Here is a 22,343-nt window from a genome sequence, read left to right on the forward strand (position 1 = left end):
TGTTATAAGAGAGTAAAAGGGAGCAACTGTAATGAGTTGCTCCCTTTTCATATTTAAATTATTTTTCAGTTTCTTTAATTTTCGTTTGTACTTCGCCAGTTTTAATTTTATTACTTTCTGAGAAACGTAATAAATCACCTTCAATGATTTTGTCAGACATTCGTAATTCATTTTCTGCACGGTTAATGAGTGCTTGAGCTTCTTTTTTTGGTAAATCCACAATTTCACCTGTTATGCGGTCATAGAAAGTGTTGTTTGTGTATGCATACTTGTCCGTAATAAAGCCACCATCACGTAAAACAACAAATCCGGTATATTCATCTGAAAACATATCATGGCCAAAACGAATATCGTTCGTCGTATCAATCCCAAGTAAATTTAGAATAGTAGGTTTCATATCGATTTGTCCTGTAGGCTTTGAAACCGTTTGACCTTCTGTTTGGCCAGGCATATGAATATATAAAGGTGTGCGTTGTAAATTTAAAGTATCAAATTCTGTTATTTGATCTTTTTCTAAAAACTGTGCCATAGCGCGATTATGTTTTTCAGAAATACCATAATGATCACCATACAATACAATAATAGAATCATCATACATTCCTTCGGCTTTTAAACGCTCAATAAATTTTTTGATGGATTCGTCTAAGTAACGTGCTGTTACGATATAACGATTAAATACGCCATTACCAGAGTTGTATGGTTCAATGAATTTTGTATCTTCATCATACGTAAATGGATAATGGTTCGTTAAAGTAAGGAAACGAGCGTAAAATGGTTGATCAACAGTTTTTAATATATCTACTGATTGATCAAAGTATTCGATATCTTTTAATCCCCAATTTAAATTTGTTTCGGGCGTAATTTTGTAATCAAGTTCGTTATAGTAACGATCATAACCAAGAGCAGAGTACATAATGTTACGATTCCAAAATGTTGCGTTATTCGCATGGAATACAGAAGTGAAATAACCTTGTTGACGTAAAATTTCTGGAGTCGCAGTATAATCATTGTTACCGTGTGTGAAAAATACAGCTCCTCGATTTAATGGATACAACGACGTATCGATTAGAAATTCAGAATCGGATGTTTTTCCTTGCCCAGTTTGGTGGAAAAAGTTATCGAAGTAATAGCTTTCATTTATGAATTGATTTAAGAATGGTGTGACTTCTTGCCCGTTAACTGATGCGCCTATTAAGAAGGTTTGTAGGGATTCAAGAGTAACGACAATTACATTTTTTCCTTTCGCTGCACCAAACATATTAGGATTCGGTTCACTTTGGTTTGCTTTTACGTAGTTTTCCGTTTCTTGTAATTTACTGCTATCAGCAAGTGCTTTTTGTGATCCTGCTTTTACTTGTAGTGTTAAATCATATATTTGATGAGTGTATAGTCCTAAATTTTTAACAAGCATGACGCGGTCGAATGATCTCGTTAATAGTTCAGGTCGCTCTTTTTCTGCAAGATGTAGATTTGCAAAAAATACACCAATCGTTAAAAGAAAATATACGAGGCGTGCGGGAGGAGTTACACGTCCTGTTTGGAAGACTATTGATTTCTTCTTCAATAAAATAAAGAAGAAAATAATGTCTACGAATGCGAGTATAATTTTGTAATTCAATATTTCTATAATACTGCCGCCTAATTGGCCAAAGTTTGACGTTTGTCCAAGTACTGGTAACGTAACGAAATCGCTATAAAAATCATAGAACATTACATTCCCAACAAGTACGATTGTTAATAAGAAATTAATACATAGTGCGATATAATTTCTCTTTTCACCGGTTGCAAATAATGCTAATCCGACAAATGCTAATGATGCAGCGAGAGGGCTAATAAACAAAATAAGCTCTTGTGTAGAAGACTCAATTTTTAAATCAAAACTGAATCTTGTAATAAGATATGTTTTTAACCATACTGCTAAAGCAATTATTAAAACAAAGCTTATATTTTTCATTTGTAAATTGATTTTATTTTTCATTTTTACACCTTCTTTATACAATTTATTTAACTCGTGTTATATATTATATTTTTATAACTATTAGAGTATAATGAAACATTTAGCTTATGTTTTCTAAAGGTAATAATGTGAAGTATTCATATACGCACAATGAGGAATTTTAAAGCATAAATCTATTTTTAGAAACAGAGCAGAAAAAGTTATAGTTGTAGTAAAAAATACTTATAGACATCCTAACATATTAAACACTATGATGATGTTACAAAATATCGAACAAATGAAAAGGGAAATGAATAGAGGCTTTTAAACCTGTTGACATTCAATTTGTTAGAATTGAATGTCAATAGTTATGTTAAATATGTCTCTCATAAAACTCGGATTCTTTGCGGCAGAATCGTTAGTAAGCTATTACTATGGAAGTTAAAATATTTGATTGCAATCTTAATGAAAGAAATTAAATGTGAGATAAATATTTTCCAACATACAACCCACTTGCAGCAGCTTGAGATAATGAATGAGTGACGCCTGAACAATCTCCAACTAAAAATAGTCCATGCATACTTGTTTCAAAATGGTTATTGATTTTTATCGTAGGAGCATAGAATTTTCCGTCAATTCCGTATAATAAAGTATCTGTATCGATCGGTTCTTGGATGAATTGTTCTAAGCGTAATAAAAATTCTTTAAGTCCTTCAATATAGAATGGAGGAATTTCTGTATTTAAATCTCCATAATCTCCTTGTAGTGTAGGTTGTATACGGTTATGTTTTATGTCGTTCTCTGTTGTAGGTTGTTTATTTAGTAAATCCTCTAAGCGTTGAATAACAATCCGATCTCGTCCTTGGTTAATGTTTTTAATAATTGAACTTGCGTATACATTTGCTTCTTTGAGAGTTGAAAAATAGCGCGGGATAAATAAAGTGAAATTTAAGTTAGGTGTGCCAGTTCCTTTCTCTCGAAAATTTTGACCGTCAGGCATAACTAAACCTTCTTCGTACTTTCTAATGATGCGTCCTTTCGGATTCATACAGTACGTAGTTGCTGTGAAGTGTTCATGCTCATAAGAAAGTTTAGTCTCAAACGTATCTTTTAATATAGAACGTAATTGGTGTTCTTTCATCTCTACTCGAACACCTAAATCTACACGAGTTTGTTCCTGAGAGATATTGAGAGAAGTGCACATTTCTTTTAACCAATCTGCTCCAGAACGTCCAGTTGCAAATACTAGTTGCTTAGATTTAATCGTTCCTTCATTTGTCTCTATTGTAAAATGATCTTTCTGTTTCATAATATGTTGCACATCTATATGAAATTGTATATTTATTTTCGTAAGTAAAAATTCATAGAGTTGCTGAAAAATCTCACTTGAAAGGGTAGTGCCAAGATGCCTTACTTCTGTTGTTAGCATTCGTAAACCACACGCTTCAGCTCTCTTATTGAGAGTTGGATTTTCTGTAGAATATTTTGAAACAGAACTTCCTCCGAACTGACATAGAATTTCATCTACTTCAGCCATGAGTTGTATAAAGCCCTCTTTACCGACTTTTTGCTCAAGTTCTCCGCCAAATCCGTTTGTATAATTAAATTTTCCTTCAGATTTTCCTAAACCGCCAAACCCAAAATATTTATCACATGTAGTACAAGTACATGCTTTTCCTTCGTCTAAAGGACAATGACGATCTTCTAGCGCTTTACCTTTATCAAGAATTAATACCTTTTTGTTACTTTCCGCTAGTGAATAAGCCATAAAAATGCTACTTACTCCAGCGCCGATAATTGTAACATCATACATATTCTTTCACCTGCTAACGAATAGTTTGTTTTTATTTTTCTAGTGTATAACAATTTTATGAAGTTAAGAAATAGCTTTTATTCATAAAGAGGGAGTTTTTGAACTTAATGCTTTTTTAATTTCTTCGAGTGGTGGAGTAAATACAAATGTTTTTATTTGAAAGAAGAAATAGTTTTAAATGATCACTATGTCATATGATTAATAAAATGTAACATATAAAAAAACAGACCTTTTAAGTGAAGAGGTCTGTTTTTTTATATGTTATTTAGCGAAGACGTGGTTACCGATTACTGCTACTGTTTGGCGTGTCGTAATCCATTTGTCTGTCGATGTTTTCGGATTATAGAAATAAAGCCAATCAGAATGTATTCCATTTGTGGAGATAGCCTCTTCTACTGCCATTTTTGCTTCTGGGCTTGCAGGCTGATTAATTCTTCCATCTGTAATAGGAGTAAAGGCATATCCGTATTTAATAGGTTCATAAATAACGCCTGTTATTGTATTTGGAAAACCTTTTGCATTTACACGATTTAGAATAACTTTTGCTACAGCTACTTTACCTTTATAGGATTCGCCACCTGCTTCAGCGGTAACTAAGCGTGCCATTAAGTCTTTTTCTTTTTCTGAAATGCTTGAGTTAATTTTTAAATGTTGTCCTGTATAAAGCTTGTTTCCGACTGTATTGTTAATTTGTTGTATAGATTGAACGGTAACATTGTAATGCTTTGCTATCTTTTCTAATGAATCTCCCTGTTGTACTTGATAAATAATTTGTCCAGAAATGTTCGCAGGTCTAGCATTTTGACGAACAGAGATTTCATTTGAGTTCGTGGAATCTGGAATATTTAACTGTTCACCAATAAAAGTTTGATCGTTTCCTTTATTATTAGCCTGTTTAATGGATTGTATTGAAACTCCGTATTGTTTACTAATGCCCCAAAGTGTATCATTCTTTTTTACTGTATGAATGGTAGAAGCTTCAGCTGTACCTTGATGACATATGAATGTAAGTGCTGCTGCAGATATAGGGATTATATGTTTTATTTTTAATAATTTCATTGTAAATCCTCCTAGCAAAAATAAGGTGAAACTGTTAAGTAATATAGTTCAGAATGTCTATACGCAATATCTTAATACATGTATATTAGCACATATAAAATAAATAATCATTATAAGTTTCTCATTTATGTAGTGTAGAGTCCGAATATGAAATATTGCATATGAAAATACATTGAAGTTCATATTGCTGATTACTATAATCTATTTAGTAGAAAGAGAATATGTTATATAAATAAAATCATTATAGATTAATATAATGATTGAATGTTATTAATAGGAGGAGTGATGTAATGAATGTATTTAAAAGAATATCTGTTTCAGCTGTAATTATTTCAACATTTTTAGGAATAGGGGACACTGTCAATATTGTAAATGCTGATTCTGTAGAACAGCAGAGTAAATTAGGAATAGAACAAGAAACAGATAAGCAAATCATTGTAAAATTCAGAGCGGATTTGAAATTGCCATATGAAGATGGTATTGAAAAACAAATACAATCTCAAACGAACGATAAAGTACTAGAAGATTTTTTTGCAGAATATCCAGATGTAACATTTAATCGTTTATTCACATCTGTAAGCCCGGAACAAATACAAAACCTTGAAGTGAAAGCACCTAATAATGTATCTACAAGTTTATTAAACTACTATATTCTTCAAACTCAAAATGGTGAGCAGGAAGAAGAACTAGTAGATAAGTTAAAGACATCTTCTTTAATAGAAGATGTGTATGTGAAGAAACAAGAAAAAATAACGCCACCGGAAGTACAACCATTAAGTGTATCTTTTAATCCTAATAACAATCCTAGATATAAAAAACAAGGTTACCTTGATGCGGCACCATACGGTATTAATGCGCCTTTTGCCTGGGGAGTCCAAGGTGGTAATGGAAGTGATATAACCTTTGTTGATATGGAATATGGATGGCTATTAGATCATGAGGATTTAATACATCAAAATATTGAATTAATGTCTGGAAGAAATATAGATCAGCATGTTGGACATGGAACGTCTGTACTAGGGATTGTATCCTCTGAGGATAATGAGGTTGGGAATATTGGGATTGCGCCAAAAGCAAAAGCGAAAGTGATTTCTCAAATAAGAGATAACGGACAGTATAATACAGCTGATGCAATATTAAGTGCTGTAAATCAGTTAGAAGCTGGGGATGTTTTATTATTAGAGGCACAAGCTTCCTTTGATGGATATGGTGATAAATATTTACCTGTTGAAATACAACCAGATATCTTTGATGCGATTCGTGCTGGTACAGATAAAGGTGTTGTCATTATAGAAGCTGGAGCAAATGGGTGGAATGACTTAGATCAATTTAAAGATAGAAATGGTAAACAAGTCTTAAATCGTAATAGTAAAGATTTTAAAGATTCAGGTGCAATTATGGTAGGCGCGGGTTCTTCATCTTTCCCTCATGAGCGTATGTGGTTTTCAAATTATGGAAGTCGGATTGATGTGTACGGGTGGGGAGAAAATGTAGATACAACTACAGCCGAGCAAAGTCGAAGTGCTGTAAATCTTTATACTTCAAGCTTTAGTGGAACATCTAGTGCTTCACCCATTATCGCAGGAGCAGCGACTTTAGTACAAAGTATTGCTAAAGAAAATTTAGGACAACCATATAGACCAAGTGAATTAAGAACGATATTAAGTAACCGTAACACTGGAACGAGATCTAAAGATCCATCTTCAGATAAAATTGGTGTTTTACCAGATTTGAAGTCTATACTAGTAGATTTAGGGTATGAACGAAGAGAACCGAACGGTGGGAACGAGTTACAAGTAACAGAAAATGAACCAAATAATGAACGTAGACAGGCAAATAAAGTCTCCTTTCATACACCAATGAAAGGAAAACTAGATAATCGTGATAAGGTAGATGTATTTACTTTCCAAATTGACTCACCCGAAAATATTAAAATTTCTCTACTAAATGAACAAAACATTGGAATGACATGGGTACTTCATCATGAATCAGATTTAAACAACTATGTAGCATATGGTGAAAATGAAGGGAATGTAGTTAAAGGAACTTATAATGCAAAGCCAGGTAAATATTATTTATATGTCTATAAGTATGAGAATAAAGATGGTTCATATGTATTGAACATAAAATAAACAAAAGGGACTTCAGATGAAGTTCCTTTAAATTTTTCTAATTCAGTATATGTGAATGATTTTTTAACTTTACTTCTATGCAATATTTCATATTGATAAAATGTTATTTATTTTTTATGAACTAGCTTATATTATATTCAATAAGTTTAATATAAAACGGAAAAAGGAGGAATAATAGTGAGCAATAAGAAGTTTACTTTGAAATTATTCATATGTAGTATGATATTTATCACATCTGTATTTGCTTTACATGATAAGCGAGTCGTTGCAGCTAGCTCTGTTAATGAGTTTGAAAATTGGTCAAAATGGATGCAACCTATACCTGATAACATCTCATTAGCACGAATTTCAATTCCAGGAACACATGATAGTGGTACGTTCAAATTACAAAATCCAATTAAGCAAGTATGGGGAATGACGCAAGAATATGATTTTCGTTACCAAATGGATCATGGAGCTCGTATTTTTGATATAAGAGGACGTTTAACAGATGATAATACGATAGTTCTTCATCATGGGCCATTATATCTTTATGTAACATTGCATGAATTCATAAGCGAAGCGAAACAATTTTTAAAAGATAACCCAAGTGAAACGATTATTATGTCTTTAAAAAAAGAGTATGAGGATATGAAAGGGGCAGAAGGTTCCTTTAGTAATACGTTTGAAAAAAATTATTTTGTTGATCCTATCTTTTTAAAAACAGAAGGAAATATAAAACTTGGAGATGCTCGTGGGAAAATTGTACTATTAAAAAGATATAGTGGTAGTAATGAATCTGGAGGATATAATAATTTTTATTGGCCAGATAATGAGACGTTTACGACAACTGTAAATCAAAATGTAAATGTAACAGTACAAGATAAATATAAAGTGAGTTATGATGAGAAAGTAAAATCTATTAAAGATACGATTAATGAAACGATGAATAATAGTGAGGATTTAAATCACCTATATGTTAATTTTACAAGCTTGTCTTCAGGTGGTACAGCATGGAATAGTCCATATTACTATGCCTCTTATATAAATCCTGAAATTGCAAACTATATAAAACAAAAGAGTCCTACAAGAGTAGGTTGGATAATTCAAGACTACATAAATGAAAAGTGGTCACCATTGCTGTATCAAGAAGTTATAAGAACAAATAAGTCATTAATAAAAGAATAAAGATGATGAGAGTAAGAAGCGATAAAATACGTCGATTCTTATTGAAAATACAGTGTATCTTGTAAACGAACAATTATCGAGTTATTTCAATTGATGTTTCATTATGAAAAGACTAAACTTTTAAATCGGATTAGTTTTAAATGAAAATCAATATAAATAATCCTGTAAAAAAGCAACTGACCATAAGTGATCAGTTGCTTTTTATTTTTAAAGTGGATGAGCAAAAAAACACAAAAGTGGTTGGTCCGTTTTTTGCAAACATCCATTATGATAAGAGAAGAAAGGTAGTATGTTATTAACGTTTTAAAGAGAAAGTTCTTTATTAAAATAGATTGTCTGTAGAGAGGTGAAAATACAATGAGTTTTGCAATTTCACTAGTCGTTATTATTGTAATTGGATCGCTGTTCGGCACCGTGCTAGTAGCACGAAATGTGGAGGAGAATTACGGCAAGTCTACAAAGAGAAATGTGAAAAACTTATCAACTATTTATATTCTCCTTCTTTTCGTCCTACTTGTAGGGGTAACATGGTATGCGGTAGTGATTTAATAATTTTGAAAGAAAAGGTTTGTATATGATGGAGGAGTATGATTTTGATAAAAAATGAACGTCACGTTTTAATTGTTTTTCCGCATCCAGATGATGAGTCGTATTGCGTGGCAGGTACAATTTTAGCTTATGCGCAGCGAAATGTTCCGCTTACTTATGTTTGCTTAACGTTAGGTGAAATGGGGAGAGCGATGGGAAATCCTTCTTTTGCAACACGTGAATCATTATATGCAATAAGAGAAAAAGAACTAAAGAAGGCTACAAATATTTTAGGGATTAAAGATTTGCGTATGATGGGATACCGTGATAAAACTCTTGAATTTGAAACTCCTGGAGAGTTAAGACGTGTCATACAAAACTGTGTGGAAGAATTGAACCCTTCATTGGTCATTTCTTTTTATCCGGGATATGCAGTTCATCCAGATCATGATGCAACAGGAGAAGCGGTAGCCGAGGCGTTAGCTAATATTCCGGAAAATAAAAGACCAACATTTTATGCGGTAGCTTTTTCAAATAATCATGAAGCGGAAATAGGCCCTCCGCATTTTAAAAATGAAGTGAAAGAATATGTTCCCAAAAAGTTCGAGGCGTTGCAAGCGCATGCATCTCAATTTGCGACGAAAGTAACGGAGCTAAAAAGAGAGTATGAAAAAGGTGTGCGAGAAACAGTTGAATGGTTAGAGGAAGAACCGTTTTGGATATATTCATTTAAGGATAAGAAAATGGGACTGATTCATACTATTATTACTTGAATAAGGGAGGGGGCAACAAGATGGAATGGAAACCAAATCGTACAGATAAGACGCCTGTATATAAACAAATAGCTGATTATATTGAAAGGGGTATTTCTTCAGGTGAGTTTCCTTCTGACAGCAAGTTACCTTCTGAGCGTATGTTAGCAAAAGAATTGCAGGTGAACCGGAGTACAATAGTAGCTGCGTATGAAGAATTAAAATCACTTGGAGTAGTAGAACGGCAAAAAGGAAGCGGAACACGGGTGAATACAGACATATGGGGTGTTTCACATAAACGAATACCGAACTGGGGTAGGTACGTTGAGGATGGATCGTTCTTACCTAATGTGCCACTCGTTCAACAAATTCGAACGGAAACACAAAAAGATGACTTAATTAATTTAGCAAGTGGTGAATTGTCACCAGAGTTAATTCCAAGTGATAGATTCCGAACGATTTTGTCGGAGAAAACATTTATGGAAAACCTAGGTTATGACCATCCACTTGGAAATGAAATGTTGAGAAAAACAATTGCAGCACATGTTCAGCAATATAAACAAATTGAAGCAGATTCGAATTCTATCCTTATTACATCTGGCGCACAACAGGCACTTAATCTTATCGTGCAATGCTTATTAAAACCTGGCGATGCGATTGCAGTTGAAGATCCGTCGTATTGTTTTTCATTGCCGATGTTTAGATCCGCGGGCTTACAAATATTCCATCTACCTGTGGATCAGCATGGAATGAATCCAGATGACTTAATTGATTTGCATAAAAAGCATCGTATTCGCATGGTATTTTTGAATCCAGATTATCAAAATCCAACGGGAACTGTGCTTTCATTAGCAAGACGTAAAAAGATTTTAGAACTGTCTTCTGAATTTGGTATACCGATTGTAGAAGATGATCCGTATAGTTTAACTTCATTTAATGGAGAAGTGAATCCAACATTAAAATCAATGGATCAAAACGGGAATGTTCTTTATATAAGTTCATTATCAAAAATTGTTGCATCAGGATTACGTATTGGCTGGGTAATTGGCCCAACGCGTGTAATAGAACGTTTAGCAGATGCGAAGCAGCAAGTTGATTTTGGTCATAGCGTATTTACGCAGTGGGTGGCAAATCAATTTTTAGAATCAGAAGATTTTCATGCACATATTACAATGCTTCGTGAACAATTGAAAGAAAGAAGAGATGTGTTAATTAGAAAGCTTGAAGAAATATTGGGGGACCAGGTTGGATTTTTTGTTCCAGAGGGTGGAATACATTTATGGTGCAAAGTGCAAGGAACGTTTGATGAATATCATTTATTAGGTGAATCTATACGAAATGGTGTAGCGTTTGTCCCAGGAAGTGTTTTAGGTACTAAAAGTGAATATATTCGTTTTACTTTTGGGAGAGTAGATATCGAACAAATTCAGCTGGGAATGACGAGATTCGCGGAAACGTTAAATGAGATTTCATAATAGAGATGCGTAATATTGAAATGAGGGAAAGAAATGAAGTACGTGACGCTTTTACTTCAAGTAGGCGTGCTATATGTATTTAGTTTAGTTGGTACGTGGATTCAGGGAGAATTCCATCTATCAATGCCAGGAAGTTTAATTGGGATGTTAATGCTGTTTCTACTCCTTTCTACTCGTATTTTACCATTAAAGTGGTTTGAGGAAGGGGCGGAAAAATTAATTGTCTTTTTACCGTTATTTCTAATTCCTTCGACAACAGGGCTGATGGAATACGGGTCTTTTCTTTTCAGTAAAGGGAGTGTTATATTTCTTTTAGTAGTTGTAAGCACGGTAGTAACTTTGATTGTTTCAGGGTATATAAGTCAATTATTAGTAACATCAAAAAAATAAAATCGACAAGGTGCAAGATGCAAATGGTCTTAATTATTATTACTGTAGTAATGTATGTATTGGCGACAAAGTTATATAAAAAAATTCCGTTTCCTTTTACGTTACCGGTGCTAACAGTTACAGCAAGTATGATTTGCTTATTTTTGATTTTTGGTATTTCTCATCAAGAGTATAGGGAAAATGGGGGGAATATTCTTTCCGGTTTATTGAGTCCTGCAATTGTAGCGTTAGCGATACCATTATTTAAAGAGCGAAACATACTTATGAAAAACTTTTTGTCGATACTTATCGGCGTAGCTGTAGGTATAGTGGCTTTAACGAGTATGAATGTAGTGATTGGCGGTATGTTAAATATAGATAAGGAACTCATATTAACGACACTGCCGCAATTAGCGACGATGCCTATCGCTATATCATTAGCGGATCAAATTGGTGGTATTCCATCTATGACTTCTAGTTTCGTAGTTGTTGCAGGAATAACAGGTGCTCTAATCGGACCGACAGTACTTAAGTTTTTCCGAATAACAAGTACGATTGGAAAAGGAGTGGGGATGGGATGCGCATCACATATTATCGGTGTGAGCCGTCTCGTGAAGGAAGGCGAGAAAGAGGCAACAATCGGTTCGGTGACGATGATCGTAACAGGAATACTCATTAGTATATTTATACCGTATGGAACGAAATTTTTATTTTAACATGTAATGGAGATGAGAAAATGACAACATGGTTTATAGTTACTTTATTTATTTTTGGCGCTCTTAAAGTACTAGTTTCTAGTATGCCAACTTCTGTTGTAGAATCAATTATTAGTAGATTTGAATTACATCAAAAACTTGAGGAAGAGAATACCTCTATATCGATAGATGGAAAAAATATAGAGGGAGAAATGAAACTACAAGTTATTCATGAATTTAATGAAGCTTTATTTTTAGATAAACATTATTTCCCGCCGCACGGGGAAGGGACACCGATCGTTATTAACACGAAGAAAGGGAATAAAGAGATTAGGTTTTCTCTATATAGCTATGAGGAACATGTTGATGTAATCAAGCAATATAAGAAGAAAATCGTAGCCTACCGTTTACGTTCAAAAAGTCTTCAAAATCCCGCATCATTAGCAATAACTGAAGATTATGCTTAAGAAGAGATCGTTGTAAAAACGGTCTCTTTATTATAGGAAGAATCTATATAATTATTAAATTTTTTATTCATATCGTAATCCATTTGAAAGGGTATCAATAGCTTTCCAATCGTCAACAACAATTTGTTTATTATTTTTATGAATTATATTGTCAGCTATTAGTTTTTCGATGACTCGATTAAGATGACGGGTAGTTGTCCCAATTAATGAGGCGATTTCATGATGATCTTTAGTATGAATTTCGCGCCCAAATAAATGAGATGGATTTCGGGCTGTACATAAATAACTAGCAAAGCGTGTTTCCACAGGAGCTAGTAAATTGATACGTGAAGCCGTTGTGCAGGTTTGTAGTTTATAAGTGACGTGATGAATGAGCTCTTGAAGGAAGACTACATCGTGTAATAAGTAACTTGTTACATAATTTTTATCGATGAAAAGAAAATCAGTCTGTTGTTCAGAGGTTACATGAGATTGTATATCTACGGACTGAATTAATTCAATATCTCCCATGATAGAAACGGCAGAACAAAATCTTAGTAATAATGCTTTACCTGTAATTACACTTGAGGTTATTTTTGTACGCCCCGACATTTGAATATATAGGCCATCAATCGTTTCGCCTTCGTGTAATACAGCTTCTTTCGCTTCATATCTACGGATTTCAAATGGATGATTGAATTGTTGGAATAGCTTCTTTATGTACTCGTTATTTAAGTAGCTTAATAATAAGGTATTATCTACAATATTTTGCATAATGCTTCTCCTTTTGGGACATCTGTCCTGTCTATTATAAAATAATTCATATACATTAAAAAGAAAGGAGTGATGTATATGAAATTTATTTTTGATATTGATGGTACGATTTGTTTTAAAGGGAACGCAGTAACGAAAGGGATAATTCAGGCACTAGACGTATGTCAAAGTAGAGGGCATGAGATTATATTTGCATCAGCCAGACCGATTAGGGACTTATTACCGGTGCTACCAAGTCATATGCATCATTATTCAATGATTGGTGGGAATGGTGCATTTATTGCAAAGGGAAAGGAGAATATTGAAGTTATAACTTTTAATCCTGGAACGGTAAGTGCTATACATTCAATAATAGAGAAACATAGCCTTTCATATTTGATAGATAGTCATTGGAATTATTCTTATACAGGAAGCGAGAATCACCCTATCTACAAAAACATAGACCCTAATCAATTGGCTAATAATGTACATATTGATGAAATTAAGGAAGTAGTAAAGGTAGTATTATTTCCTGATAATGTTCAAAAAGCATATATTATGAATATGTTGAAAGAACTTCCTATACGTATTTATGAACATGATAATGAGGGAATTGTAGATATAAGCCCTGAAAATATTGATAAATGGATGGGGTTACAACGACTAGGAATAAAAGAGAGGGAATTCGTAGTGTTTGGTAATGATTTAAACGATTTGTCAATGTTTATACACGCTAAGGAAAGTATTTGTGTTGGGAGTCATGAAGTATTAGTGAGCCATGCGTCCACATGTTTAAAAACAGATGAACAAAGTATTGTTAATAAAATAATTGAGTTATCCGAATTATATGCGTAATAATATGTATGTGAAACATAATAAAAAAGAGTACTAAAATGTTTGTTAGCCTTTTAGTATTCTTTTTTATTAATTATGAAATGATATACTTTCCAAATAAAAGAAAAGAAAATCATATAGCCAAATAAAGAATATGTATGATTCCAACCCACACTATGAATAAAGAAACCGAATCTTTCAGCAACCTGTTCAAAAATACTAGCACAAATACCTATTGAAATAATAAATAGAATTCTAGAAACTGCAGATAATGTTTTTGAAATTTGTATGAAAATCGTTGTTAAAATCGGTAGTACAAACAAAGTAAAGCCAATGTTGACTGAAAATATGGATGAGAACGGTCTAACCGGAAAGGAATACATTTGTTTCGCAACGAAGAAAGCATCTAAGCAAGTTCCAATCATCGAAGAGAGTAAGATTGGAACGACTAATGCGAAAAGGTTATTCTTCTTCTCGAAGAAGGACGTTTTTCTTTGCAAGAATGGCGAGTTCAATTTTTTCGAGCGTTTTACAGTAGTCTTCTGTAATTTGTCCATTTATATTTTCCTCCTTATCTACTAAGTAATTTACAACTTGCCAGTCCGTAAACCAATCTTCACTGTCAACTTCTTCATGCTTCATATCTCGCCATGCATAGATGAGTGCAGGACTGTATATACGATGAGCGCCACTACGCAACTGGCATTTCTTTATTCGACGCTTATAAAACTCACGGGAAAAAGATTCATTTACACTTGAAAATAAATGAGGCCAGTAATCTTTCCTTGATCCTGTATGCGGATGGTGCTGGGCCCAGCTTATTATTTGAGATAAAACATGTGTGTCTCGAAATAATAATGAATACAACCTTTTTCCAATTAAGATTCGTTCGTGTAAGGAAGTGAAATGTTTCATTGTATCACCAAATAGTAATACTTTGTGTTTCTTATCATTTTCGTAGAATGGGAAAAGGATATGATTAAACTGAAAGAAATCAAAGAGTTTAAATCCAATACTATTAAGTACAGTCTTTTGAAATTGTATATTTTGTATCACTCTTTTTTCTAAGTAGTTTTGTTCATTAATAATAGTTGCAATGGCTAATGTTTTTTTGTTACCCGTTTTCCAAAAATCGTTCCACATCGTTTCCATAAATGTAGAAACATTTAGGTGAGGGAGAAGGTGAAATAGTTTTTGTGCTCTTTTTACACTTTGTTCATAAAGCAGAAATTGAGGATATACATCTTGGAAAATAAGCCAATTCCCTCTTTCTAAAAAAGAAAAAAATGTGATTTGATCTTTCTCTGATAAAATTTTCGTATATAAATCGCCCTTCAAATCAGTCATATTCCAACCGCCGTTACGTGATACCATATGCCCAAGTAGTGCCCAATGTATTTCTGGATATTGAATGTAAAATTGGTAGTATGCGCGTGTCCTTGTCACATTATTTTTATTTAGCTGTTCTGTTTGTATTTTTATGTTGTTGAGGATGAATTGCTCTTCTTGCGTTAATTTATACATCGTGCCAGAATGAATAAGTTTGCTTTTTTGTTTCAATTCATTTTTTACATCAAATAGGGAGAGAGGCAGGGCTTTGGAAAGTCCGTTATATGTATGATTTGAATTGCTTCGGTACATTCCATTACCTCCCTTTTTCATAAAATTAAACATGATTATTGGCTATGAATCATTCTATTTATTTTATTACGAGTATAAGAAATAAATGAGCGGTGTTTTTTACAAGAATTTAGTTATCATACAAAAAGCATAAAAAATCTTACTGTTGTGAGGTGAAATGAAAAACAGAAACTATGTTTAATAGTTTCTGTTTTTTTATTTTGTCAATTAAATGTAACAAACGACGATTATGATTTAAATCAATTGAAAATAATTCAATGAATTTTATAAATACAATTTTAATTGAAATGTGTAGTAGGAGGAAAAGAAATGCTAAATAAAATAATTTTAATTACTGGTGGTACAGGTTCGTGGGGACATGAACTTATAAAACAACTATTAGAAAAATCACCGAAAGAAATTAGGATTTTTTCAAGAAATGAAACGGTTCAGTTTGAAATGCAGCAACAGTTTATAAATGATGATAGATTAAAATTTATTATTGGAGATATTCGTGATAAAGATCAACTAGCCTATGCTTGCCAAGGTGTACATTATGTATTCCATCTTGCAGCTTTAAAACATGTTCCAGTATGTGAGTATTATCCGTATGAAGCTATAAAAACCAATATACATGGTACACAAAATGTAATTGAAGCATCTATACAGATGCAAGTTGAGAAAGTTATATATGTTTCAACGGATAAAGCAGCCGATCCATCAAATACGTATGGGATGACAAAAGCAATTGGTGAGAAGTTAATGGTTCATGCGAATGTACAAACGAAGAAAACAAAATTCATTTGTGTTCGTGGTGGAAATGTTTTAGGGACGAGCGGAAGTGTGGTACCACTGTTTAAAAAACAAATTAAAAAATCTTCACAAGTAGGGATTACCGATGCAAATATGACTAGATTTTTCTTAACGATTGAAGATGCTGTTGAATTGTTATTTAAAGCCGTATATCAAGGTAGAGGTGGGGAAATCTTTGTTATGAAAATGCCGGCATGTAAAATAACAGATTTAGCAGAAGTGTTAATTGAAGATTCGAAAAAGGAAAACGTGCAGGTAAAAGAAGTAGGGATGAGACCCGGTGAAAAATTAAGTGAAATGCTTTTATCTGAGGTAGAGAGTAAAACAAGTATAAGTTTTGATCAAAATTATTTTGTGGTACTACCGACTATTCCTATAGAAGGGCTTCAAGAATATTATGCTAGCTATCCGCTTGTGGATGTGAAGAGTTTTAGTTCTCAACAAGACTTACTTGCAAAACATGAAGTGAAACAAATGTTATTAAAAGGAGGGTTTTTACGATGAAAAAAAATGCTAGCCTTTTAATAACTGGTGCAAATGGTTTCACAGGACGCCATGCTTGCCAATATTTTTTAGAGCAGGGCTTTCATGTAATTCCTATGTTTCAAAATCGTGCACATAAAGAAATAATTGGGAATGGTATTACTTGTAATTTAACTAATAAGAGCGAAGTATTGAGGGTAATGAAACAAATAAAGCCAGATTATGTATTGCATTTAGCAGGAAGAAATTCGGTGATAGAGTCTTGGACAGCTGCTCTTGAATATGTAGAGGTTAATGTAATAGGGACATTATATTTATTAGAAGCAATTAAGCAAGAAGCACCTCATTGTAGAACATTGGTTATAGGATCTGCTTTGCAAGCAGATAGTATGAACAACATAAAAATTTCAAATCCATATAGTTTAAGTAAAACGATGCAAGTCATTATTGCAGAGGCGTGGAGTGAATTAATGAATTCAAATATTATCATTGCAAAGCCCTCGAATTTAATTGGTCCAGGAGTATCGAATGGTATTTGTTCTATTCTTGCAAAAAAAATGATAACTATAGAGTCGAATAAAAGTGAAGCAATTATTGAAGTAAATAGTTTGAAAGATAGTAGGGATTTTTTAGATGTACGTGATGCGGTTAAAGCGTATCATGTGTTATTACGCGATGGAATAAATGGAAAACAATATAATATTGGATCAGGGGTAAAACGGTCTTTATTAGATGTACTAGAACAATACAAAGAATTAACTCAGCTGAATTTTTCCATAAAAGAAGCAGAGCATAGTGGGAGCGAATCAAATGAGAGTTTAGTAATAGAGGATATAAAAAGGTTAGGTTGGGTCCCAGAAATTCAATTCCATCAATCATTAAAAGATGTACTCGAGTATGCGAAGTGTAGTGAAATCTGCATTCAATGAAAAATAAAAAGGGTGTAAGAAATATATGAATGGCTATAAAACAATAGATAATCAAAATACGCTATTTTTTGTAATTGTTGATACGCTGGACTGGGAAGATGAGGAAGAGCATGTTTTGTGTATCTATGAGGCGATAAATAAATGTCGAGCCTATGTGGAAGGTAAAAAGGATGATAGGAAAAATCCAGTAATAGGTACAGGAACTAGGCCTGTAATTCGAGTCTTTGCTCAGTATGAATGTAGTGAGTATGGAAATGATTTTTATGATCTCATTAAAGATTTTTTGCAGGATATAGGATTTGAGTTAAATGTTTATATAAATAATAGTAAGTTTACTTACATTTAATAGATAAGTATAAAACAAGATTTTTAATGATAAAGGTGGATATAAATTATGAATAAAAAGATTCTCTTTACTGGGGGCGGTACAGCCGGACACGTAATGATTAATATGGTATTGATTCCTAAATTTATGGAAAAAGGATGGGGAGTTGAGTATATTGGATCTCAAAATGGAATTGAAAAACTATTAGTTCAAAATGTGAAATACAATAGTATTTCAACGGGAAAGCTTAGGAGATATTGGGATTGGGAGAACTTTAAAGATCCTTTTAAAATAATAAAAGGTTGCATGCAAAGTTATAAATTGATGAAACGAATAAAACCAGATGTTATTTTTTCGGCAGGAGGGTTTGTGTCCGTCCCTGTAGTAATAGGAGCGTGGATGAATAAAGTACCCGTAATAATACGTGAACCAGATAGTACGTTAGGATTAGCAAATAAAATAGCATTACCTTTTACTACAAAACTATGCACAACATTTCCTCAGACAGGAGAAAATGTAAGTAATGAGAAGAAGGTTTATGTAGGACCAATTGTAAGGGAAGAAATTGAGAGGGGCAACGTATTGCGTGGAAGAAGCTATTGTAAATTTCAGCAAGATAAACCAGTATTGTTAATTATGGGTGGGAGTCAAGGTGCTCAATGGATAAATGATATGGTAAGGGAAAGTTTGGAAACATTACTATTAAATTTTAATATTGTTCATATGTGCGGTAAAGGGAAGGTGGATTCATCTATTGGTATGGAAGGTTATATGCAATTTGAATATATAGGGGAAGAGTTGCCGCATATACTAAATATGGCGAGTGTTGTAGTTTCGAGAGCGGGTTCTACTGCTATTTCTGAATTGCTATTCTTGAAGAAACCAATGTTGCTTATCCCGCTAACTAACAGTTCCAGTAGGGGAGATCAAGTTTTAAATGCTGAATATTTTTCTCGGCAAGGATATGCAGAAGTTATACTCCAAGACAAAGTAAGTATGAATGTATTCATACATGCAGTAAATAAGTTGTATGCAAATAAGGAGAGATATATTCAAAACATGACTGGCCATATGAAAACAAATGATGAGGGGATTCATCAATTAATAGATATAATAAATGAAGTGGTGCAGTAATAGAAATTTAAATAGTAAAAAGGAAAGAAGGTATCTTCTTTCCTTTTTACTATAGTTGTTCAAATTCATTATTACTTATCCTGATTAGCTATGTATTATGGGTGAATTCCACTTTCTAATAGCTCAGTAAATGCATTAGTATGAATAGGTTTACTGTAATAGTAACCTTGAATAAACTGACATTTATTTTTTTGAAGGAAATTCACGTGTTCTTTCGTTTCTACCCCTTCAGCAATGACAGACATTCCTAATGTATTTGCTAATGTGATGATTGTTTTAATAATTTCCATTCCATCGTCACATGTTTCAGACATTGTAATAAATTCTCTTGGGATTTTTAACGTATCGATTGGATATAAAGGTAAGTAAGCTAGCGAAGAATAGCCTGTACCAAAGTCGTCGATTGAAATGTGAATCCCTAAACTTTTTAGTGTGCGCAATTTTATCAATGTTTCTCGCTCATCCATCATTGCAATTCGCTCTGTTAACTCAAGATCAAGAGAACTTGCTGGTAAACCTGTATTTGCTAAAGTAGAAGAAATAGACTTTACAAAATCCTCTTGTTCAAATTCTTTAGCAGATAAATTTACACCTATTTTTAAATGTGAATATCCGAGTGCATGCCAACGTTTCATTTGCTCGCAAGCTTGCTCTAATGTCCATTTTCCTATTGGAATAATTTGTAGTGTTTCTTCTGCAATCGGAATAAACTCGTATGGAGAAATAACGCCTAATTCAGGATGATTCCACCTGATTAAAGCCTCTGCACCAATAATTTTATTAGATTCACTATCAACTTGAGGTTGGTATAAAAGGAATAATTCTTCATTTTGTATTGCGTTTGGTAAATCTTTTTCTAATCGTAATCGTCTTTCAATTTTTTTAGCGATTACATCGTCATAAATAGAGACAGAGTTAAGCTCTTTTGCCTTTGCATCATACATTGCAACATTAGCGTTTTTCAGAAGTGTAGCGGTATCGATTCCGGAATGTGGATAAATTGCGATGCCGATACTTAGTGATAAAGTTAATGTATGCTCATGTATGACAAACGGCTTTTCCATGCATTCAAATAACTGGTTACATAATTGGAATAAGGAATCTTCGTCCGTATAGTTTTCAATTAAAATTGTAAATTCATCGCCACCGATTCTTGACAGATGAGTATGTGATGGAAGACAGGATTGGAATCGCTTTGCTACTTCTTCTAATATGTAATCTCCTGACGAATGTCCCAGTGTATCGTTAATTGCTTTAAAGCGATCTAAATCTAAATATAATAATGCGAACTCACTGTCTGTTGTTCTAGCATTTTTTATAACTCTTATTAATTTCTTATGGAAAAAGGCACGGTTCCCAATTTTCGTTACAGTATCATGGAATGCTAAATATTTTATTTCTTCTTGCTGTTTTTTTAGTGCAGTAATATCTTTCACCATAATATAACTTCCTGAAATTTGTCCGTCTATCATAATAGGGACAATGGTAACGTATAAAAAATAAGTAAAGCCATCTTTATATTGAGAACTAAGTTGTAAGGATGCCGATTCTTGTTGTTTCACTTTTTCTAATGCAGATGCTAGTTTATGTTTATCTTCTTCTAAAATAATCGAAAAACAAGTTTCACCGAGTAACTCATTCGTTGGTGCTCCCAGTAACATACTTCCAGCTTTATTTACATTTAAGAAGATTCCATTTAAATCAATCGTAAAAATAGGGTCAGGATGATATTCATATAGTGATTTGAATTTTTGTTGTTTCTGAGATAGAGCCTCTGATTTATAAACTAAATCAGAAGTTCGTAAAGTAACTTTTTCTTCTAGTTGAGCATTAAATGCTTGTAAACGTTTTGTTAGGGAATTGTTTTGCATACGTACAATAGAATGACGAATGAGTACGAAAATAAAAGTAATACAATTTCCTGTAATGAGAGTTGAAGATGCTGTTTGTTCTTTTAGTGTAAACCCGATTAGTATTGTAACGGCAAGATAGGGGAATACAACTAAAACTTTTTTTCCTAGTTTAGGGTGTACAATAAAGTAATTTTTAGTGCTACTATAATCATCTGAAATAGAACCAGCTATTGCAATAAGTAATATAGGTATTCTATATAAAAGACGTAATAATGTTATCGTTTCTGTTGATAAATGGTTATTTAAGTAAAAATAAATATAGTTAAAAGTTGCAGAACTTATTAATACAAAAATAAAGATATAAATTTTCCGTTTGGAATTAAAAATTGTTGGACGGAAAATGAGACTAACGCCTAGTAGAAGAAATAATAAATCTGCAATTGGATATAGAAATGAAAGGAAAACATCTCCTAGTGAAAGAGAGAATATATTTAAATTTGGTTGATTAAATAAATACCACTCCAATGTGAATATGGAAGTAAGTACGATGCATATATCACAAATAAAGAACGCTTTTTCCCATTTATCGCATTCTTTTAAGATTTTATAGCAGAAAGCGATAAGACAGAAGAGTAGAAAAAACATGTAAAATACATCAGAAATAGTAAAACGATGTATGGGAATTTCGAAGAAGCTATCTTGATATGTATATACTATTTTTCCTAATAAAAAACTCCCAATTGCTATTGTGATACATATCCAAAACGGATTTGAACTAACTTTTTTAGAATATATAGAGTAAATGAGTGATACAAATGTAATGGCTTCAACAATAAGAGAAGCGAAGCGTACGTCTGAATTTGAAAAATGAGTAGGGAGCAGATAAAAAAACATAAAATAGATTGAATAGCATATCAATGTCCCAATTAATATACATAGTTGTAAATTTTTATTTAATTTCAATAAAATCACCTTCTTTAATTATGCACTATATTCGTAATATCTATACATAATAATATTATTTAAGAATTGTATCAGATTTCCTTATAAAAATCATGTTTATAAGGAAAGTGTTAAAAAGTGTAATACTTCTTAAAATTAAAAAAGTGTTGTTTTTAATAATATGTACTTTATCAAGATTTTAAATGGGAATTGTATATTTAGTCATCCTTTGAATTCTATAGGTTTTTTAATAGTTCGCAAGTGAATATGCATAATTGCATAAAG

General features: G+C 32.8%; 20 protein-coding genes and 1 pseudogene. 14 read left to right on the forward strand and 7 right to left on the reverse strand.

Annotated elements, in window-relative coordinates; all coding sequences use genetic code 11:
• Positions 1 to 58 precede the first annotated feature (58 nt).
• The 3 genes from MR115_RS22700 to MR115_RS22710 form a co-directional block, all read right to left on the reverse strand.
• Positions 59 to 1,978 (reverse strand): LTA synthase family protein, encoded by a 1,920-nt coding sequence (locus tag MR115_RS22700; RefSeq protein ID WP_242242872.1) that lies wholly within the window; start codon positions 1,976 to 1,978, stop codon positions 59 to 61.
• Positions 1,979 to 2,411: 433 nt separating this feature from the next.
• Positions 2,412 to 3,749, reverse strand: coding sequence for an NAD(P)/FAD-dependent oxidoreductase (locus MR115_RS22705; protein WP_242242873.1), 1,338 nt, complete (start codon positions 3,747 to 3,749; stop codon positions 2,412 to 2,414).
• A gap of 261 nt (positions 3,750 to 4,010) precedes the next feature.
• Positions 4,011 to 4,808, reverse strand: a complete 798-nt coding sequence (locus tag MR115_RS22710) for a cell wall hydrolase (RefSeq protein WP_242242874.1) — start codon at positions 4,806 to 4,808, stop codon at positions 4,011 to 4,013.
• A gap of 290 nt (positions 4,809 to 5,098) precedes the next feature.
• Between MR115_RS22710 and MR115_RS22715 the strand changes: the two genes are divergently transcribed.
• The 9 genes and pseudogenes from MR115_RS22715 to MR115_RS22755 all read left to right on the forward strand — a co-directional run bounded on the left by MR115_RS22715 (position 5,099) and on the right by MR115_RS22755 (position 12,393).
• Positions 5,099 to 6,940 (forward strand): S8 family peptidase, encoded by a 1,842-nt coding sequence (locus tag MR115_RS22715; RefSeq protein ID WP_242242875.1) that lies wholly within the window; start codon positions 5,099 to 5,101, stop codon positions 6,938 to 6,940.
• 177 nt (positions 6,941 to 7,117) lie between these two features.
• On the forward strand, positions 7,118 to 8,107 hold the full coding sequence (gene plcA / locus MR115_RS22720) for a phosphatidylinositol diacylglycerol-lyase (protein ID WP_242242876.1): 990 nt from the start codon (positions 7,118 to 7,120) through the stop codon (positions 8,105 to 8,107).
• 31 nt (positions 8,108 to 8,138) lie between these two features.
• Positions 8,139 to 8,251: pseudogene (locus MR115_RS22725) on the forward strand (GntR family transcriptional regulator); the annotation flags it as partial.
• Between the two features lie 213 nt (positions 8,252 to 8,464).
• Complete coding sequence (locus MR115_RS22730; protein WP_061678165.1) at positions 8,465 to 8,656, forward strand: hypothetical protein; 192 nt, start codon at positions 8,465 to 8,467, stop codon at positions 8,654 to 8,656.
• 47 nt (positions 8,657 to 8,703) lie between these two features.
• Positions 8,704 to 9,408 carry a bacillithiol biosynthesis deacetylase BshB2 gene (gene bshB2, locus MR115_RS22735; protein ID WP_242242913.1) on the forward strand — a complete coding sequence of 235 codons (705 nt, stop codon included), beginning with the start codon at positions 8,704 to 8,706 and terminating at the stop codon, positions 9,406 to 9,408.
• A 20-nt stretch (positions 9,409 to 9,428) separates the two neighbouring features.
• Complete coding sequence (gene pdxR / locus MR115_RS22740; protein ID WP_242242877.1) at positions 9,429 to 10,862, forward strand: MocR-like pyridoxine biosynthesis transcription factor PdxR; 1,434 nt, start codon at positions 9,429 to 9,431, stop codon at positions 10,860 to 10,862.
• Positions 10,863 to 10,895: 33 nt separating this feature from the next.
• Positions 10,896 to 11,252 carry a CidA/LrgA family holin-like protein gene (locus MR115_RS22745; RefSeq protein ID WP_242242878.1) on the forward strand — a complete coding sequence of 119 codons (357 nt, stop codon included), beginning with the start codon at positions 10,896 to 10,898 and terminating at the stop codon, positions 11,250 to 11,252.
• Between the two features lie 23 nt (positions 11,253 to 11,275).
• Entirely contained in the window at positions 11,276 to 11,947 is a 672-nt protein-coding gene (locus MR115_RS22750) for an LrgB family protein (protein ID WP_242242879.1), read from the forward strand.
• A gap of 20 nt (positions 11,948 to 11,967) precedes the next feature.
• Positions 11,968 to 12,393 carry a YfmQ family protein gene (locus MR115_RS22755; RefSeq protein WP_061678161.1) on the forward strand — a complete coding sequence of 142 codons (426 nt, stop codon included), beginning with the start codon at positions 11,968 to 11,970 and terminating at the stop codon, positions 12,391 to 12,393.
• A gap of 63 nt (positions 12,394 to 12,456) precedes the next feature.
• On the opposite strand, the gene MR115_RS22760 is transcribed toward MR115_RS22755, so the two are convergent.
• Positions 12,457 to 13,146, reverse strand: coding sequence for a Crp/Fnr family transcriptional regulator (locus MR115_RS22760; protein WP_061678160.1), 690 nt, complete (start codon positions 13,144 to 13,146; stop codon positions 12,457 to 12,459).
• Positions 13,147 to 13,224: 78 nt separating this feature from the next.
• On the opposite strand from MR115_RS22760, the gene MR115_RS22765 reads away from it, so the two are divergent.
• Positions 13,225 to 13,980, forward strand: a complete 756-nt coding sequence (locus MR115_RS22765; protein ID WP_063260381.1) for an HAD-IIB family hydrolase — start codon at positions 13,225 to 13,227, stop codon at positions 13,978 to 13,980.
• Between the two features lie 53 nt (positions 13,981 to 14,033).
• On the opposite strand, the gene MR115_RS22770 is transcribed toward MR115_RS22765, so the two are convergent.
• Both MR115_RS22770 and MR115_RS22775 read right to left on the reverse strand, forming a co-directional pair.
• Positions 14,034 to 14,516, reverse strand: a complete 483-nt coding sequence (locus tag MR115_RS22770) for a CBO0543 family protein (RefSeq protein ID WP_242242880.1) — start codon at positions 14,514 to 14,516, stop codon at positions 14,034 to 14,036.
• Entirely contained in the window at positions 14,422 to 15,600 is a 1,179-nt protein-coding gene (locus tag MR115_RS22775; RefSeq protein ID WP_242242881.1) for a DUF2515 domain-containing protein, read from the reverse strand. The genes MR115_RS22770 and MR115_RS22775 overlap by 95 nt, the downstream gene beginning before the upstream one ends.
• A 309-nt stretch (positions 15,601 to 15,909) precedes the next feature.
• On the opposite strand from MR115_RS22775, the gene MR115_RS22780 reads away from it, so the two are divergent.
• The 4 genes from MR115_RS22780 to MR115_RS22795 are packed head-to-tail and all read left to right on the forward strand — an operon-like array spanning position 15,910 to position 19,263.
• Complete coding sequence (locus MR115_RS22780) at positions 15,910 to 16,896, forward strand: UDP-N-acetylglucosamine 4,6-dehydratase family protein (protein WP_242242882.1); 987 nt, start codon at positions 15,910 to 15,912, stop codon at positions 16,894 to 16,896.
• Positions 16,893 to 17,804, forward strand: a complete 912-nt coding sequence (locus MR115_RS22785; RefSeq protein WP_242242883.1) for an SDR family oxidoreductase — start codon at positions 16,893 to 16,895, stop codon at positions 17,802 to 17,804. Before MR115_RS22780 ends, MR115_RS22785 begins: the two co-directional genes overlap by 4 nt.
• Positions 17,805 to 17,829: 25 nt before the next feature.
• Positions 17,830 to 18,150 (forward strand): DUF6572 domain-containing protein, encoded by a 321-nt coding sequence (locus tag MR115_RS22790; RefSeq protein ID WP_242242884.1) that lies wholly within the window; start codon positions 17,830 to 17,832, stop codon positions 18,148 to 18,150.
• Positions 18,151 to 18,198: 48 nt separating this feature from the next.
• A complete protein-coding gene (locus MR115_RS22795; RefSeq protein WP_242242885.1) occupies positions 18,199 to 19,263 on the forward strand; it encodes an undecaprenyldiphospho-muramoylpentapeptide beta-N-acetylglucosaminyltransferase in 1,065 nt (354 codons plus the stop codon).
• Positions 19,264 to 19,358: 95 nt separating this feature from the next.
• Here the strand turns inward: MR115_RS22795 and MR115_RS22800 are convergent, their stop codons facing one another.
• Positions 19,359 to 22,079, reverse strand: coding sequence for a sensor domain-containing phosphodiesterase (locus MR115_RS22800; protein ID WP_242242886.1), 2,721 nt, complete (start codon positions 22,077 to 22,079; stop codon positions 19,359 to 19,361).
• Between the last annotated feature and the right edge of the window lie 264 nt (positions 22,080 to 22,343).

The sequence above is a fragment of the Bacillus cereus group sp. BfR-BA-01309 genome (genome assembly GCF_022664315.1).
GTDB lineage: Bacteria > Bacillota > Bacilli > Bacillales > Bacillaceae_G > Bacillus_A > Bacillus_A mobilis.